We start from the raw sequence: 15,259 nt of genomic DNA on the forward strand, positions 1-15,259 counted from the left end.
TCAAATTGTAACAGTAATATAAATAAGGAATGGTTTATAGTCTGAGAGATATGATAAAGAGGATATTTGGTGTTGTTTGGGATGTTTCTTAAGAGAGAAAGGCATCAAACAAAAAAGCGGGCAATAAGCCCGCTAACGAAAAACTAAATCAGTTGATTACAGTTTTGCAGAGTTTTTGGTCAGGTAGTCAGCAACGCCTTTTGGAGATGCATTCATACCTTCTTTTCCTTTTTCCCACTGAGCTGGGCAAACGTCACCGTGCTCTTCGTGGAATTGCAGTGCGTCAACCATACGCAGCATTTCGTCGATGTTACGGCCTAATGGGAGGTCGTTAACCACTTGGTGACGAACAACGCCGTTTTTGTCAACTAGGAAAGAACCACGCAGTGCAACGCCTGCTTCTGGGTGTTCAATACCGTAAGCTTTCATGATTTCGCGTTTGATATCAGCAACCATCGGATATTTAACTTCACCGATACCGCCGTTATCTACAGGGGTTTTACGCCATGCGTTATGAACAAACTCAGAGTCAAAAGAAACACCAACAACTTCAACACCACGTTTTTTGAATTCTTCATAACGGTGGTCAAATGCAATCAGCTCTGAAGGACAAACGAAAGTGAAGTCCATTGGCCAGAAAAAGATCACAGCTGGGCGGCCGTTCAGGTGGGTTTTCAGGTTGAAGTTATCAACGATTTCACCGTTACCTAAAACAGCAGCAGCAGTAAAGTCAGGGGCTTGACGTGTTACCAGAACCATAATTTGCTCCTATGAGTTTGATTTTTTTGTCCGAAACATTTCACAAAACGTGCGTCGTTTCGGACATAGACTTCTAAAAGGATAAAAAATTATCTTTTGATAATAAAGATGTTTAAACCAATTATTGTGATAGGTTTTATCTATCAATTATACTGATTTAATAAATTAATATCAATAAGATAGTTTTATTTTGCCAAAGTGCAAGCATTTATTTAATCCTTTGCTCATATTGTGACATCTTGGACAAAATTTTGTTGCAGCGCGTTAACCATCATTTGTGGGTAAAATTGAAAGAAAATGCTTTCTAGCGCATCGTACTGCGATAAAAAGTCGTTAAATGAACCACTTAGTGCACTTAGCTTTGGCCTTCTTTTCGCCATACCATTGAGCGATTTTCCGATATAGTTTTTATCTGCATAGCGGATTAACCATTGTTGTGGCCAGAGAAACTCATTTAACTCCTGAAATTTTTCAGGGGTATGACAGAGTTGTGGCTCAATGGTTTTTCGGCAATGACGCACAAAATCCGTTAATGAAATGGCTGGCTCAAGTGTTGACCAATGCAGCGACAAAAAATGATCCCAGACTAAATCTAATGTAATAGGGGCGACTCGACGGTATTCTTCACGAAATAGAGCCTTGGCGTCTTTAACCAGTGGGTGCGTATCTGTCGTTCTATCCACTGCGCGGTGCATAAAAATACCCGCCACAATCTCGGGTGAGTATAAGCCCGCAGGATTACCGCGAACGTAGTCAGCCATGATATTGCCAAGTAAGGAGCTGTTAGCGAGATGGGCTAAGTGGAGATGTGCTAGGTAGTTCATTCCTTTATCATATACCCGATGCCTTTCAAATTATAGATGTGTTAGCTGTACAAACTTACCCTAGTGACCAATTCCCTGGCTGCCTTGCCCTAATTCGAAATTCATCGGGTATATCTATCGAGTAGAACAAGAAGACTTATGGGGTATAGGCATAGAGAGACAAAAGAAAAAGCAGAAATAATTCATTCATTGAATGGATAAATAGTGTACAGAATTTTTTGCTAACAAAATATTTGTTAAATAATGGTGTTTTTTTGTGCGATTTTGCGCTTATTTCTTGCGCCAAAGACAGTGCGGCACTAGACTAGTCGCCTGTTTTTTTTAGATTGATGTCAATACAATGCGTGTTTCTGATTTTACTTTTGAATTACCTGAAGAACTGATTGCTCACTATCCACAGGCAGAGCGTAGCGCTTGTCGTTTATTAAGTCTGGATGGCGGATCGGGGCAGCTAACGCATGGTGTTTTTACGGATGTTCTAGAAAAATTGGAGAAAGGGGATTTACTGGTATTCAACAATACCCGTGTGATCCCAGCAAGGCTGTTTGGTCGCAAAGTGAGTGGCGGTAAAATTGAAGTCCTCATTGAACGTATGTTGGATGAACACCGCGTATTAGCGCATGTTCGTGCATCAAAAGCACCAAAAGAAGGTGCGCAATTGTTGCTGGGCGAAGATGAAAGTGTAAAAGCCACCATGGTGGCACGTCACGGGGCTTTATTTGAACTGCGTTTTGATGATGAACGGGATGTTTTGAGTATTTTGAACCAAATTGGTCATATGCCATTGCCTCCTTATATTGACCGACCTGATGAAGAGGCGGATAAAGAACTATATCAAACAGTGTATAGCGAAAAACCGGGGGCCGTGGCGGCACCTACGGCAGGTTTGCACTTTGATGAACCGTTACTGGAAGCGTTGCGTCAAAAAGGCGTTGAAATGGCGTTTGTGACTTTACATGTTGGTGCAGGTACTTTCCAACCTGTTCGTGTCGATACTATCGAAGATCACATTATGCATTCCGAATATGCGGAAGTGCCACAAGATGTGGTTGATGCGGTATTGGCTTGTAAAGCGCGGGGTAACCGTGTCGTTGCAGTGGGAACAACCTCTGTTCGTTCATTGGAAAGCGCGGCTAAAGCCAGTCAAGATGCGTTAATTGCTCCATTTTTTGATGACACCCAAATTTTTATTTATCCAGGTTATGAATATAAAGTGATTGATGCACTGATCACCAACTTCCATCTGCCTGAATCGACACTCATCATGTTGGTTTCTGCTTTTGCTGGATATAAAAATACAATGAATGCGTATAAAGAAGCGGTTGCGGAAAAATATCGTTTCTTTAGCTATGGTGATGCGATGTTTATCACTCCCAATGAGAAGGCCAAATTCGAGAAAATTGGCGAATAATCAGTAATAAGCGGTGGCATCAGCTGCTTGCTTAGCAAATGAAGACAATCGATAACATCAGACTGTTTTTCTGATGTTTGGAGGCAAATGTGAAATATGAATTACAAACGACCGATGGCAAAGCACGCCGCGGCCGTTTAGTGTTTGAGCGCGGTGTGGTGGAAACCCCTGCATTTATGCCAGTAGGCACTTACGGCACCGTAAAAGGGATGACCCCTGAAGAAGTAAAAGAAACGGGTGCTCAAATTTTGTTAGGTAACACTTTCCACTTATGGTTACGTCCAGGCCAAGAAGTCATGAAGTTACATGGTGATCTTCATGACTTTATGCAATGGCAAGGGCCAATTTTAACGGACTCAGGCGGTTTCCAAGTCTTTAGTCTTGGCGCGATGCGGAAAATTAAAGAAGAGGGCGTCCATTTTCGTAACCCAATTAATGGTGAAAAAGTTTTCTTAAGCCCTGAAAAATCGATGGAAATCCAGTACGATCTCGGTTCTGATATCGTGATGATATTTGACGAATGTACCCCTTATCCAGCGGATTGGGACTACGCAAAGACATCAATGGAAATGTCACTGCGTTGGGCGGCACGTAGCCGCCAACGTTTTGACGAGTTAAACAACAAAAATGCGTTATTTGGTATTATCCAAGGCAGTGTTTACGAAGATTTACGTGATATTTCGGTTAAGGGGCTGGTGGAAATCGGCTTTGATGGTTACGCTGTAGGCGGTCTTGCTGTTGGCGAACCGAAAGAAGATATGCACCGTATTTTAGAGCATGTTTGCCCACAAATTCCGGCTGATAAACCGCGCTATTTAATGGGGGTTGGTAAACCTGAAGATTTAGTGGAAGGCGTTCGTCGTGGTATTGACATGTTTGATTGTGTGATGCCAACACGAAATGCACGAAATGGGCATTTATTTGTCACGAACGGCGTGGTAAAAATTCGTAATGCGAAGTATAAATCAGACACCTCGACACTCGATGCTGATTGTGATTGCTATACTTGTCGTCATTACAGCCGTGCTTACTTGCATCATCTTGATAAATGTAATGAAATTCTTGGCGCAAGGCTTAATACCATCCATAATTTACGTTATTATCAACGTTTAATGGCTGGGATCCGCCAAGCTATTGAAGATGGTAATTTTGACGAGTTTGCTAAAGATTTCTATCAGAAGATTGGAAAACCTGAACCTTCGTTAAATATCGAATGAATTTAAGTGCGAAATCACGCTAACCTGTGTAGCATAGTTAGCTTGGTTTATTCGTTAGACTTCGAATATAAACGCACTGAATTAGTTAAAGTCTGTACTTAAAATTGCTTTCAATAAAACAATGAGGAAAGTTGAATGAGTTTTTTTATTTCTGAAGCAGCGGCATCAGCAGGTGCACCAGCGCAGGGTAGCCCATACACTATGGTTATTATGCTTGTTGTTTTTGCGCTGATCTTCTATTTCATGATTTTGCGTCCACAGCAAAAACGTGCGAAAGAACACCGTAAATTGATGGAATCTATCACAAAAGGTGATGAAGTTTTAACAACTGGCGGTTTAATCGGACGTGTGACTAAAGTGTCTGAAACAGGTTATGTTGTTCTTGAACTGAGTGAGAACACAGAAGTAACCATCAAACGTGATTTCGTTGCTGCTGTTTTACCTAAAGGCACAATGAAAGCAATTTAATTCTGATTTTCCCGAAGGGAACTGCCGTGCTAAACCGTTATCCTTTGTGGAAGTATCTGATGTTGATCGTTGCGATCCTCATCGGTCTGCTTTATGCGCTTCCAAACCTATATGGAGAGGATCCGGCTGTTCAGATCACTGGCGTGCGGGGAACCGCCGCCAATGAACAAACGCTGATCCAAGTCCAAAAATCGTTACAAGATGACAAAATTGAGAGTAAGTCTATCTCTCTAGAAAATGGGGCAATTTTAGCCCGATTCAACAACTCTGATGTTCAATTACGTGCTCGTGAAGTCATCATGAATGCACTGGGTGACCAGTATGTTGTTGCATTAAACCTTGCACCTGCGACGCCTAAGTGGCTCGAAGCTATTGGCGGTGAGCCAATGAAGCTGGGTCTTGACCTGCGTGGTGGGGTTCACTTCCTGATGGAAGTTGATATGGACACTGCATTAGGTAAATTGCAGGAACAAAACATGGATGGTTTGCGTAATGACCTGCGTCAAGAAGGCATTGCGTACTCTTCTATTCGTAAAGGCAATGATTACAGCGTCGAAGTACGTTTCCGTAACGCTGACGATCGTAGCCAAGCAGAAAAAGCACTGGCACGTAAATATCCCGACCTCGTGTTTAGTGATGGCAGCGACAACACGATGATCGCTGTGATGACCGACGAGCGCTTACGTGAAGCGCGTAATTATGCTGTTTCTCAGAACATTACCATCATTCGTAACCGTGTAAACCAATTAGGTGTTGCAGAACCTTTAGTTCAACGCCAAGGTGCAGACCGTATTGTGGTTGAGTTACCGGGTATTCAAGATACAGCGCGCGCTAAAGAAATCTTAGGGGCAACAGCCACATTAGAATTCCGCCTTGTGAATACCAGCGTGGATTCATCGGCTGCGGAAAGTGGTCGTGTACCGGGTGACTCTGAAGTGAAATATGACCGTGAAGGGGCACCGTATGTCCTGTATAAACGCGTTATTTTAACAGGTGACCATATCACGGACTCCACATCAGAAGCAGATGAAAACGGCCAGCCACAAGTGAGTATCAGCCTTGATAGCTCAGGTGGTTCTATTATGTCTGACTTTACACGTGATAACCAAGATAAGCTGATGGCAACGCTGTTTGTTGAATATAAAGACAGCGGCAAAAAAGACGCAGCAGGTCGTTCAATCTTGGTGAAAGACGAAAAAGTGATCAATGCTGCACGTATTTCTGCGCGTTTTGGTAGTAAGTTCCGTATTACTGGCATCAATAATGGTAATGAGGCTCGCCAGCTTTCATTATTATTACGAGCAGGTGCGTTGATTGCGCCAATTCAAATCGTGGAAGAACGTACTATCGGTCCAACACTGGGTATGCAAAATATCGAGCAAGGTCTGAAAGCGTGTATCGCCGGTCTATTAGCCTCTATCCTGTTTATGGTTATCTATTATCGTAAATTTGGTTTGATTGCGAGTAGCGCACTGTTAGCGAACTTAGTATTAATCGTGGGTGTGATGTCGTTGTTGCCGGGGGCAACACTCACCATGCCAGGTATAGCGGGTATCGTCTTAACCCTTGCGGTTGCCGTCGATGCCAACGTACTTATCAACGAACGTATCAAAGAAGAGCTGAAGAACGGGCGATCTGTTCAGCAAGCGATTCATGAAGGTTATAAAGGCGCCTTCTCAAGTATTACCGATGCAAACTTAACGACTTTAATTACTGCTATCATTTTGTACGCAGTAGGAACAGGGTCGATTAAAGGATTTGCGATTACGACAGCGATTGGTGTCGCAACCTCTATGTTTACAGCGATTGTAGGAACACGTGCGATTGTGAACCTGCTGTATGGCGGTAAACGTATTAACAAGCTGTCAATTTAAGGAGCACGTTGTGGCACAGGATTATACTGTTGAACAATTGAACTATGGCCGTAAAGTTTATGACTTTATGCGCTGGGACAACGTTGCCTTCACAATTTCAGCACTGTTATTGGTTGCATCGGTTGTCATTATCGGACTAAAAGGGTTTAACTGGGGTCTGGATTTTACAGGTGGTACGGTTATTGAGATTAACCTAAGCCAACCTGCTGATTTGGATAAAATTCGAGATAGTTTGTCTAACTCGGACCATAAAGATCCATTGATTCAAAACTTTGGTAGTAGCCGTGACATCATGATCCGCATTCCGCCAATTGAAGGCACTGCGGGTCAAGAAATCGGTAAAGAGATTATTACGATTATCAACCAAAACGTTGATGATAAAGCGACGGTAAAACGGATCGAATTTGTGGGGCCGAGTGTCGGTGCAGAATTGGCGCAAACTGGGGCATTGGCTCTATTAACTGCGCTTATCTGTATTCTGATTTACGTCGGTTTCCGTTTCGAATGGCGTTTGGCGGCGGGTGCGGTATTATCTCTTGCTCATGACGTGGTGATTACCTTGGGTATTCTGTCTCTGTTCCATATTGAGATAGATATGACTATCGTAGCATCATTGATGTCTGTTATTGGTTACTCGCTGAATGACAGTATCGTTGTTTCCGACCGTATTCGTGAGAACTTCCGTAAAATTCGTCGTGGTACACCGTACGAAATCATGAACGTCTCTTTGACGCAAACATTGAGCCGTACCATCATGACATCCGCCACGACATTATTAGTGGTTCTGATGTTGTACCTGTTTGGTGGTGCGATGCTAGAAGGTTTCTCTCTGGTTATGTTAATTGGTGTCACGATCGGGACTATCTCATCGATTTATGTGGCTTCTGCATTAGCCCTGAAGATGGGGATGAAACGCGAACACTTGATGCAAGCGAAAGTTGAAAAAGAAGGCGCAGACCAAGAGTCATTACTGCCTTAGTTTTTAAAAACGAGGAATGGCTAAGCCAATCCCCTACAACACGAAAAATGAAGTGTAACTAACACCTTGTAAGTCACCTTACAAGGTGTTTTTTCTTGCATAGTAGGGTAAACTACCCCTCCGTAAATAGGACTCAGGAAACGCTATGCATTGCCCATTTTGCTCAGCTGTAGATACGAAAGTCATCGACTCGCGTCTGGTTGGTGAAGGTTCTCAAGTCCGTAGACGCCGTCAATGTTTGGTTTGTCATGAACGTTTTACTACGTTTGAAGTGGCAGAGCTTGTCATGCCTCGAGTTATTAAAAGTGATGGGGTGCGTGAGCCGTTTGACGAAGAAAAACTTAATCGTGGTATGCAAAAAGCGCTAGAAAAACGCCCCGTTAGCTCTGATGATATCGAGCAAGCCATTATTTCTATTAAATCCCAGCTTCGAGCCACAGGGGAACGTGAAGTTCCATCAAAGTTAATCGGTAGCTTGGTGATGGACGAGCTGAAAAAGCTCGATAAAGTGGCGTATATCCGTTTTGCTTCGGTTTACCGTAGTTTTGAAGATGTGCGTGAATTTGGCGAAGAAATCGCAAAATTACAGGACTAGCGCCAATGATTGAACAAGATAACATTTACATGGCGCGTGCCTTTGAATTGGCGCGTCTTGGGCGTTTTACTACCTCCCCGAATCCAAATGTCGGTTGTGTGATTGTGCGTGATGGTGAAATTGTTGGTGAGGGGTACCATTACAAAGCCGGTGAGCCTCATGCAGAAGTGCATGCACTGCGAATGGCAGGGGATAAAGCCAAAGGCGCTACGGTGTACGTCACTCTTGAGCCTTGTAGCCACCATGGGCGTACACCGCCTTGTGCAGAAGCACTAATTAATGCTGGTGTGAGCCGCGTTGTTGCTGCAATGCAAGACCCCAATCCGCAAGTTGCAGGTCGTGGTCTGTATATGTTGTCTCAAGCGGGTATTGAAACTTGCAGTCATGTTTTATTAGATGAAGCTGAAGCGGCAAACCGTGGTTTCTTAAAACGCATGCGTACTGGTTTCCCTTATATTCAATTAAAACTCGCATCCTCATTAGATGGCAAGACAGCACTAGAGTCAGGGGAAAGTAAGTGGATCACTAGCGCCGCTGCGCGTAAAGATGTCCAAGAATTTCGCGCACAAGCTAGCGCTATTTTAAGTACCAGCCGCACGGTTATTGCAGATGATCCATCACTGACCGTGCGTTGGAACGAGCTTCCAGCAGATATTCAGCAAATTTATCCAGAAAGCCAAGTGCGCCAACCAATTCGCATTATACTCGATAACCACAATCTTGTGACGGCTGACCATAAAGTGACTCAACTTGATGGCGAGTGCTGGTTAGTCCGCGCTCATCCAGATGTTGATGCATCATGGCAAGGGCAGGTTGAGCAAATTGCCGTTCCAGCAGATGACAACGGCACTGACCTTGTTATTTTGATGATGCAACTGGCAAAACGTAACGTAAACAGCATTTGGGTAGAGGCGGGAGCAAAGCTTGCAGGCTCATTACTCAAACTCGGGATTGTTGATGAACTGATTGTGTATATTGCCCCTAAATTACTTGGTAACAATGCACGCGGCTTGGTTGATTTTCCAGCATTAAATGCCTTGGTTGATGCGCCAAAATTTGAATTTACAGATGTGACAAAAGTCGGTGATGACCTGCGTGTCAGGTTACGTCCTGTCTGGTAGGTGCGTTTTTTTTAAATTCGCGCATACGATAAACGAAAGAATGTGATAAAATCCGCGCCCCGCGGGTTATAATTAATATTAGAGGAAGACGATGAACGTAATTAAAGGTGTTGTTGCTGCGCCAAAAGCGCGTGTTGCTATCGCGATTGCTCGTTTTAACAACTTTATTAATGATAGTCTGCTGGAAGGGGCTGTTGATGCGTTAGAGCGCATTGGTCAGGTTTCAAACGACAATATTACTATCGTTTGGGTGCCTGGCGCCTATGAACTACCATTAACCGTGAAAGCACTGGTTGAAACCAAAAAATACGATGCTGTTATTGCATTAGGTACTGTTATCCGTGGTGGTACTGCTCACTTTGAATACGTTGCAGGTGAGTGTAGCTCAGGTCTGTCCCATGTTGCAATGAACAGTGAAGTGCCTGTCACTTTTGGTGTATTAACCACTGAAAATATCGAACAAGCTATTGAACGTGCTGGTACTAAAGCGGGTAACAAAGGTGCTGAAGCTGCATTGACTGCACTTGAAATGATTAATGTGATTAAAGCCATCAAAGGCAAATAATACACAAATGATGTGAGGTCACATGGTGGGGTATAAGCCACCATGTGGCATAACGGTTTTGTGTATAGTTTTTAAATTTAAGGGGAATCTTGTGAAACCTGCTGCTCGTCGCCGCGCTCGTGAGTGTGCTGTACAGGCCATTTATTCATGGCAATTATCTGGCAATCCAATTGCTGAAGTCGAATATGAGTTTATTGCTGAACAGGACATGTCAGACGTTGACGTAAACTATTTTCGTGAACTGTTATCCGGTGTTGCGACTAATGCAACTAAGCTTGATCAACTGATGGCGCCTTATCTATCTCGCCAACTCGAAGAGCTGGGGCAGGTGGAAAAAGCGATTTTACGTGTCTCCATGTTTGAATTAAGTTTCCGCGAAGATGTACCTTATAAAGTGGCAATCAATGAAGGCATTGAATTAGCGAAAGTTTTTGGCGCAGAAGATAGCCATAAGTTCGTTAATGGCGTATTAGATAAAGCGGCACCTGCGGTTCGCCGTAAAAAATAATAATATCAGGGTTCCCTCCTGTAACACTACAGTCGTCGAGAGGTAGGCTGGGTTCCAGCCTACCTTTGTACTTATAGGTTCGTCATACTTTAAGTTACAGATGTACTGACTAGAATTGGCTTAGATGCAGATTTTCGTCGACTTTAGGTAGTACAATTATTAACTGCCTATTTGTAACTTGAATTATTCAGAGTATAAATTATTTATTTCGTTTAAAACGAAAATAGAGATAGCGAAAACGGAAAATCTACCATGTCATATGGCGAATTTGACCTCATCGCACGTTACTTTAACCGTCAAACCACTAACCGACGTGACGTAAATATCGGTATTGGAGATGACTGTGCGTTGATGACCATCCCGGAAAAACAGCAATTAGCTGTGAGTACTGACACCCTCGTTTCCGGCATTCATTTCCTACCTACGATTTCTCCCGCTGACCTTGCGTATAAATCATTAGCCTCCAATTTAAGTGATCTTGCTGCAATGGGCGCTGATCCTGCATGGGTTTCTTTAGCTATTACACTTCCTTGCGTTGATTGTGAGTGGCTACAGTCATTTAGTGATAGCTTGTTCGAACAACTCAATTACTACGGGATGCAATTGATTGGTGGTGATACCACTCGTGGACCTATGAGCTTAACCTATACCGTGCACGGCTTAGTGCCAATTGGCAAAGCGATGTCTCGTGCGGGGGCGCGTAATGGCGATTGGATTTATGTGACAGGAACCTTGGGGGATAGTGCTGCCGGGCTTGCGATTTTACAAGATAAACTGCATGTTTCGAATGCAGAAGATAAAGCGTGGTTAGTCGCGCGCCATTTACGTCCTCAGCCACGCATTTTACAAGGTCAAGCGCTACGTAATTTAGCGTCCTCAGCGATTGATATTTCTGATGGCTTGGTTTCTGACTTGGCACATATCTTGAAAGCCAGTGGTTGCGGTGCGCGGATCAATTTAGATTCATTGCCACAATCGGAAGCGTTAAAACACAGTTGTAGTGTAGAGCAAGGGCGCTTATGGTCGCTTAGTGGCGGCGAAGATTATGAGCTGTGTTTTACGGTGCCTGAAATTAACCGTGGTGCACTAGAAATGGCATTAGCGCATACGGGTTCGGGTTTCACCTGTATTGGGCAGATCAAACCTCAATCAGAAGGGATCCGCTACTTTTGCAATAACCAAGAGGTTGATATAAACCTTAAGGGTTTCGATCACTTTGTTTCGGAAGGTGTCTATGGCGACTAGCCAAGAAAAAGCAGAAGCCAAAAAACGGTTAAATATGCGCAATCCGTGGCACCTACTGGCTACAGGGTTCGGCAGTGGATTATCACCTATTATTCCTGGCACGATGGGTTCATTAGCCGCTATTCCATTTTGGTTACTGATGGCAAGAATGCCGGTTTGGAGCCTATGGGTGGTTATTATCGTGGGCTTTTGGATTGGCTGTATGATTTGCCAGCGTACTTCCGACGATATGAAGATTCATGATCATGGCAGTATTGTATGGGATGAGTTTATCGGTATGTGGATCACGTTAATGGCGATCCCTGTCGTGGATTTTGAGTGGGTGGTTACTGCCTTCTTTATCTTCCGTATTTATGACATGTGGAAGCCTTGGCCGATCCGTATTTTTGACCGTAAAGTCGGTGGCGGGTTTGGCATTATGATCGATGATATCATTGCCGCGATTTTTGCTTATATCACTATTTGGCTTTGTGTTTTCTTTAATTTACTTCCATTTTTATAAGTCGGACGAGAAAGGCCATCAATGGATGGCCTGAGGTTGTTGACAAAGTGGGATAAAAGCGTGGTTTTTCCCACTTTGTGTTATCAGGCGAAAATCAATATATTGATTTTCCTTGTTTATTTTCAAAACCTATCCACCCTGCCGCCAAACCTGTTATGTTTGTCAGCAGTCTGAGGCCATCCATTGATGGCCTCTTATTCGCTATCATAAAAAATTATTTTTCTCGCCGGCTAATGCCCATAACTGATGTTTGTGCTAACGTTAGCCCCTTAGTTTCTGGGGCAAAAAGTATTGAAACGACCAAGCCTAATAAGGAAACACCAGCCCCCATCAATACCACGTTATTAATACCGTATTTACTGATAAATACCGGTAAAGCCCATGTGGAAAAAATAGTTCCTATGCGGCTAATCGACATGATCACACCAACAGCAGAAGCACGAATGTCAGTTGGGAATAACTCGTTTGGATAAAGCCATTGTAAGATCCCCGGTCCGCCAGAGAAAAAGGCATAGATGCCAAACATGATGATCACCAAACAGATCCCAAGGTTGGAGAATAAGCCGAGGATCGCTAGGGCAAGGGTCATAATGGCGAAGCTGCCAATAAGTAATGGACGCCTGCCCATTTTATTGAGCCAATACATGGCAGGTACGCAGCCTAGCATAAAAAATAGACTGATCACGACGTTACCGAGGGCTGCATTTTTACCTTGATCCCAGCCCAACTGACCGACAATTTGAGGTCCAAAGGTGTAAATGGCAAACATGGGGATCACTTGGCAAGTCCAAATAACAGCGGTAAATAAGACGAAGGAAAAATGACGCTGGTTAAAGAGCTGACGAAAATGGGTTTTTTTCTGTTCTTCTGCTTCAAATACCACGGGTTGGCCGAATAATTTTTCCATCATTTTTTCGCATTCTTTGATCCGCCCTTTACGTATCAACCAAAGTGGGGATTCAGGCAAATCAAATCGGCCAATCAAAATGACGATACACGGGATCACCGCACTGCCTAACATCCAACGCCAGCCCCCTTCAACATCATACAACGCATAACCGACAAGGTTGGCACATGTCGCCCCCACATACCACATAGCAGCAATAAAACCGACGGCAAATGCCCGTTGCTTTGTGTTGGAAAATTCAGTGATCATTGAGGTAGCGATAGGATAATCAGCCCCAATGACGATACCAATCAAGAAACGCATGAGAAGTAATTGCAGTGGCGTGGAAACAAACATGGTCGCGACAGAAATAACGCCGATTGCCACAATGTCAATGAGGAACATTTTACGCCGACCGACTTGGTCACAAATATAGCCAAAGAGCGATGTGCCAATAAATAAACCTGCGAGAGTTGCCGCACCGAGTAAGCCTATCCATTCACTGCTTAAATTGAGTACAGGGGTCAGTTGTTCAAGTGCGACACCGATCAGGACTAATACATAACCATCAAGAAAAGGCCCGCCGCTGCCCCACAGCATTATCCGCCGATGTACGGAGGAGAATTGAATATCATCAAAACTTTTCGGTTTCATTATGTATCCCAGTGTCAGCGTAAAATACGCAATAAAGCTCTCGAAGCCGTTAAAACTTCGAGAGTAATACTTATCAACCGTAACGAAATTCAATGCCGAAAGTGCCACGTGGGTATTCCCACTTTTCGAGAGCACTCCCTAAGCCCAAAATACGGCAGGTACCGCACTCAAGGCAGCCGGCATAGTCGAAACGGACTGATCCATCTTCTTGTTTTTTATATAAACCTGCGGGACAGGCCTTAGTTAAAGTGTCGAGCACTTGCATATCTGGGTGCTCTTTGATGACGATATGTGGATTTTCTTCATCGACATTAAATTTATTAATGCCGAGTTTGATATCAACGTTAACTGGCTGGCTCATATTGCTCTCACTCCTTTGATCCCATCCTTGATTAAATTCATCAAGCCCACTTTTTTCGCATGTTGCAGCATGGTTTTACGCAGTGGTACAGGCGCTTCATCAGAAATGGTAAACAGTTTTTTCGCAATACCCACCGCCATTTCAGGGTAAGCCGTAAACATGCGTGGATTATCCAAGAATTCAGGCATTTTTTGGTACATTTTCATGTCACGCAGTGGCCCTTCATTCAGTAAAGCAAGATATTCACTGAGTCCTTGCTTACTAAAGTCTTGTTTTTTCATAGCATTAAGTACGGTTTTTGCCGCTGCCTCACCAGAAGCGACCGCTAAATCCATGCCACGAATAGTAAAGCCGAGGTTCATACACATACCTGCGGCGTCACCAGCAATTAGCACACCATCACGGACAAGCTCTGATTGCATTTTTAAACCCGCTTCCGGGACAACATGCGCCGCGTACTCAATCATTTTTCCCCCTTCAATTAACGGGGCGACTGCTGGGTGCTGTTTAAAATCCTCCAACATTTGTGGAACCGACTTTTTAGCATCTTTAATATGATGTAACCCACATACAAGACCTAAAGAAACAGTGTCCTCGTTGGTGTACAAGAAACCGCCCCCCATTAATCCATCTGTCGGCGATCCCGCAAACAGCCATGCAACACCCTCATTATCTTTTATGTTGAAACGGTTACATAAAACGTCTTTGGGGAGTTCGATTAATTCTTTAACCCCAACAGCAACGTGTTCTGCACTGACTCGCTTTGTCATGCCTATTTGCTCGGCGAGCAGTGAATTAACGCCATCAGCTAAGATAACAACGTTGGCTTCGAGTACATCACCATCCGCTTCAACACCAACGATTTTGCCATCTCGTTCAACCAGTTTATCCACCCGGATCCCGGTAATACATTGCGCTCCGGCATTTTCAGCCTGCTCGACCAGCCATGGGTCGAGTTTTCCCCGTAAAACAGACCAAGATGTTTCATCTGGGGTCTGTTGTGCGCCATTTTGAAAGTCTACTGTTACTGCACCTGTCTCGGTCATAAATGACAGTTTTTCACGCGTGATCATGCGCTCGATAGGGGCTTCTTGGGTAAAACCCGGAATGATGCGCTCTAAGCTATGGGCGTACATCCGCCCGCCTGTGACGTTTTTCCCGCCTGCGTAGTTTCCTCTTTCAATTAGGAGAACTTGCGCACCTTCACGGGCAAGTACCAGTGCAGCGACAGAACCCGCTAGGCCTGCGCCAACAATGATTGCATCAAAAATATCATCGGACATAGTTTCT

16 protein-coding genes are annotated in these 15,259 nt (G+C 44.0%); 11 read left to right on the plus strand and 5 right to left on the minus strand.

The features are described 5' to 3' along the window. Positions 1 to 156 precede the first annotated feature (156 nt). Positions 157 to 759: a peroxiredoxin C gene (locus tag AB6N04_RS00130; protein WP_369309947.1), complete on the minus strand. Its 603-nt coding sequence runs from the start codon at positions 757 to 759 to the stop codon at positions 157 to 159. 224 nt (positions 760 to 983) lie between these two features. Continuing rightward, entirely contained in the window at positions 984 to 1,583 is a 600-nt protein-coding gene (locus AB6N04_RS00135) for an ACP phosphodiesterase (RefSeq protein WP_369309948.1), read from the minus strand. A 340-nt stretch (positions 1,584 to 1,923) separates the two neighbouring features. On the opposite strand from AB6N04_RS00135, the gene queA reads away from it, so the two are divergent. From queA to pgpA, 11 genes are all read left to right on the plus strand, one after another. After that, positions 1,924 to 2,994 carry a tRNA preQ1(34) S-adenosylmethionine ribosyltransferase-isomerase QueA gene (gene queA / locus AB6N04_RS00140; RefSeq protein WP_369309949.1) on the plus strand — a complete coding sequence of 357 codons (1,071 nt, stop codon included), beginning with the start codon at positions 1,924 to 1,926 and terminating at the stop codon, positions 2,992 to 2,994. 89 nt (positions 2,995 to 3,083) lie between these two features. Then, entirely contained in the window at positions 3,084 to 4,211 is a 1,128-nt protein-coding gene (gene tgt, locus AB6N04_RS00145; protein ID WP_369309950.1) for a tRNA guanosine(34) transglycosylase Tgt, read from the plus strand. Between the two features lie 135 nt (positions 4,212 to 4,346). After that, positions 4,347 to 4,679 carry a preprotein translocase subunit YajC gene (yajC, locus tag AB6N04_RS00150; protein ID WP_004905542.1) on the plus strand — a complete coding sequence of 111 codons (333 nt, stop codon included), beginning with the start codon at positions 4,347 to 4,349 and terminating at the stop codon, positions 4,677 to 4,679. A gap of 26 nt (positions 4,680 to 4,705) precedes the next feature. After that, positions 4,706 to 6,553, plus strand: coding sequence for a protein translocase subunit SecD (secD, locus tag AB6N04_RS00155; RefSeq protein ID WP_369309951.1), 1,848 nt, complete (start codon positions 4,706 to 4,708; stop codon positions 6,551 to 6,553). A 10-nt stretch (positions 6,554 to 6,563) separates the two neighbouring features. Then, positions 6,564 to 7,532: a protein translocase subunit SecF gene (secF, locus tag AB6N04_RS00160; RefSeq protein WP_369309952.1), complete on the plus strand. Its 969-nt coding sequence runs from the start codon at positions 6,564 to 6,566 to the stop codon at positions 7,530 to 7,532. A 145-nt stretch (positions 7,533 to 7,677) separates the two neighbouring features. Beyond that, on the plus strand, positions 7,678 to 8,127 hold the full coding sequence (nrdR, locus tag AB6N04_RS00165; protein ID WP_369309953.1) for a transcriptional regulator NrdR: 450 nt from the start codon (positions 7,678 to 7,680) through the stop codon (positions 8,125 to 8,127). Positions 8,128 to 8,135: 8 nt separating this feature from the next. Continuing rightward, positions 8,136 to 9,248: a bifunctional diaminohydroxyphosphoribosylaminopyrimidine deaminase/5-amino-6-(5-phosphoribosylamino)uracil reductase RibD gene (ribD, locus tag AB6N04_RS00170; RefSeq protein WP_369312202.1), complete on the plus strand. Its 1,113-nt coding sequence runs from the start codon at positions 8,136 to 8,138 to the stop codon at positions 9,246 to 9,248. A 91-nt stretch (positions 9,249 to 9,339) separates the two neighbouring features. Further along, positions 9,340 to 9,813 carry a 6,7-dimethyl-8-ribityllumazine synthase gene (gene ribE, locus AB6N04_RS00175; RefSeq protein ID WP_369309954.1) on the plus strand — a complete coding sequence of 158 codons (474 nt, stop codon included), beginning with the start codon at positions 9,340 to 9,342 and terminating at the stop codon, positions 9,811 to 9,813. A 91-nt stretch (positions 9,814 to 9,904) separates the two neighbouring features. Continuing rightward, on the plus strand, positions 9,905 to 10,321 hold the full coding sequence (nusB, locus tag AB6N04_RS00180; protein WP_036958557.1) for a transcription antitermination factor NusB: 417 nt from the start codon (positions 9,905 to 9,907) through the stop codon (positions 10,319 to 10,321). A gap of 252 nt (positions 10,322 to 10,573) precedes the next feature. Then, a complete protein-coding gene (gene thiL / locus AB6N04_RS00185; protein ID WP_369309955.1) occupies positions 10,574 to 11,566 on the plus strand; it encodes a thiamine-phosphate kinase in 993 nt (330 codons plus the stop codon). Next, a complete protein-coding gene (gene pgpA, locus AB6N04_RS00190; protein ID WP_369309956.1) occupies positions 11,556 to 12,068 on the plus strand; it encodes a phosphatidylglycerophosphatase A in 513 nt (170 codons plus the stop codon). The genes thiL and pgpA overlap by 11 nt, the downstream gene beginning before the upstream one ends. A gap of 214 nt (positions 12,069 to 12,282) precedes the next feature. Here the strand turns inward: pgpA and AB6N04_RS00195 are convergent, their stop codons facing one another. The 3 genes from AB6N04_RS00195 to fixC all read right to left on the minus strand — a co-directional run bounded on the left by AB6N04_RS00195 (position 12,283) and on the right by fixC (position 15,252). Next, positions 12,283 to 13,611, minus strand: a complete 1,329-nt coding sequence (locus tag AB6N04_RS00195) for an MFS transporter (protein ID WP_369312204.1) — start codon at positions 13,609 to 13,611, stop codon at positions 12,283 to 12,285. Between the two features lie 70 nt (positions 13,612 to 13,681). Beyond that, the gene (gene fixX, locus AB6N04_RS00200; protein WP_369309957.1) at positions 13,682 to 13,969 is read right to left on the minus strand and encodes a ferredoxin-like protein FixX; all 288 of its coding nucleotides are present in this window, start codon (positions 13,967 to 13,969) and stop codon (positions 13,682 to 13,684) included. Further along, positions 13,966 to 15,252, minus strand: coding sequence for an FAD-dependent oxidoreductase FixC (gene fixC, locus AB6N04_RS00205; protein WP_369309958.1), 1,287 nt, complete (start codon positions 15,250 to 15,252; stop codon positions 13,966 to 13,968). Before fixC ends, fixX begins: the two co-directional genes overlap by 4 nt. Between the last annotated feature and the right edge of the window lie 7 nt (positions 15,253 to 15,259).

It is taken from the genome of Providencia rettgeri (genome assembly GCF_041075285.1).
Classification (GTDB): domain Bacteria; phylum Pseudomonadota; class Gammaproteobacteria; order Enterobacterales; family Enterobacteriaceae; genus Providencia; species Providencia rettgeri_G.

Bases quoted from the DNA above. Each gene is read 5' to 3' on its own strand.
- yajC (WP_004905542.1), top strand. From the start codon at position 4,347: ATGAGTTTTTTTATTTCTGAAGCAGCGGCATCAGCAGGTGCACCAGCG.
- AB6N04_RS00130 (WP_369309947.1), bottom strand. From the start codon at position 759: ATGGTTCTGGTAACACGTCAAGCCCCTGACTTTACTGCTGCTGCTGTT.
- ribE (WP_369309954.1), top strand. From the start codon at position 9,340: ATGAACGTAATTAAAGGTGTTGTTGCTGCGCCAAAAGCGCGTGTTGCT.
- nrdR (WP_369309953.1), top strand. From the start codon at position 7,678: ATGCATTGCCCATTTTGCTCAGCTGTAGATACGAAAGTCATCGACTCG.
- pgpA (WP_369309956.1), top strand. From the start codon at position 11,556: ATGGCGACTAGCCAAGAAAAAGCAGAAGCCAAAAAACGGTTAAATATG.
- fixC (WP_369309958.1), bottom strand. From the start codon at position 15,252: ATGTCCGATGATATTTTTGATGCAATCATTGTTGGCGCAGGCCTAGCG.
- AB6N04_RS00135 (WP_369309948.1), bottom strand. From the start codon at position 1,583: ATGAACTACCTAGCACATCTCCACTTAGCCCATCTCGCTAACAGCTCC.
- fixX (WP_369309957.1), bottom strand. From the start codon at position 13,969: ATGAGCCAGCCAGTTAACGTTGATATCAAACTCGGCATTAATAAATTT.
- thiL (WP_369309955.1), top strand. From the start codon at position 10,574: ATGTCATATGGCGAATTTGACCTCATCGCACGTTACTTTAACCGTCAA.
- queA (WP_369309949.1), top strand. From the start codon at position 1,924: ATGCGTGTTTCTGATTTTACTTTTGAATTACCTGAAGAACTGATTGCT.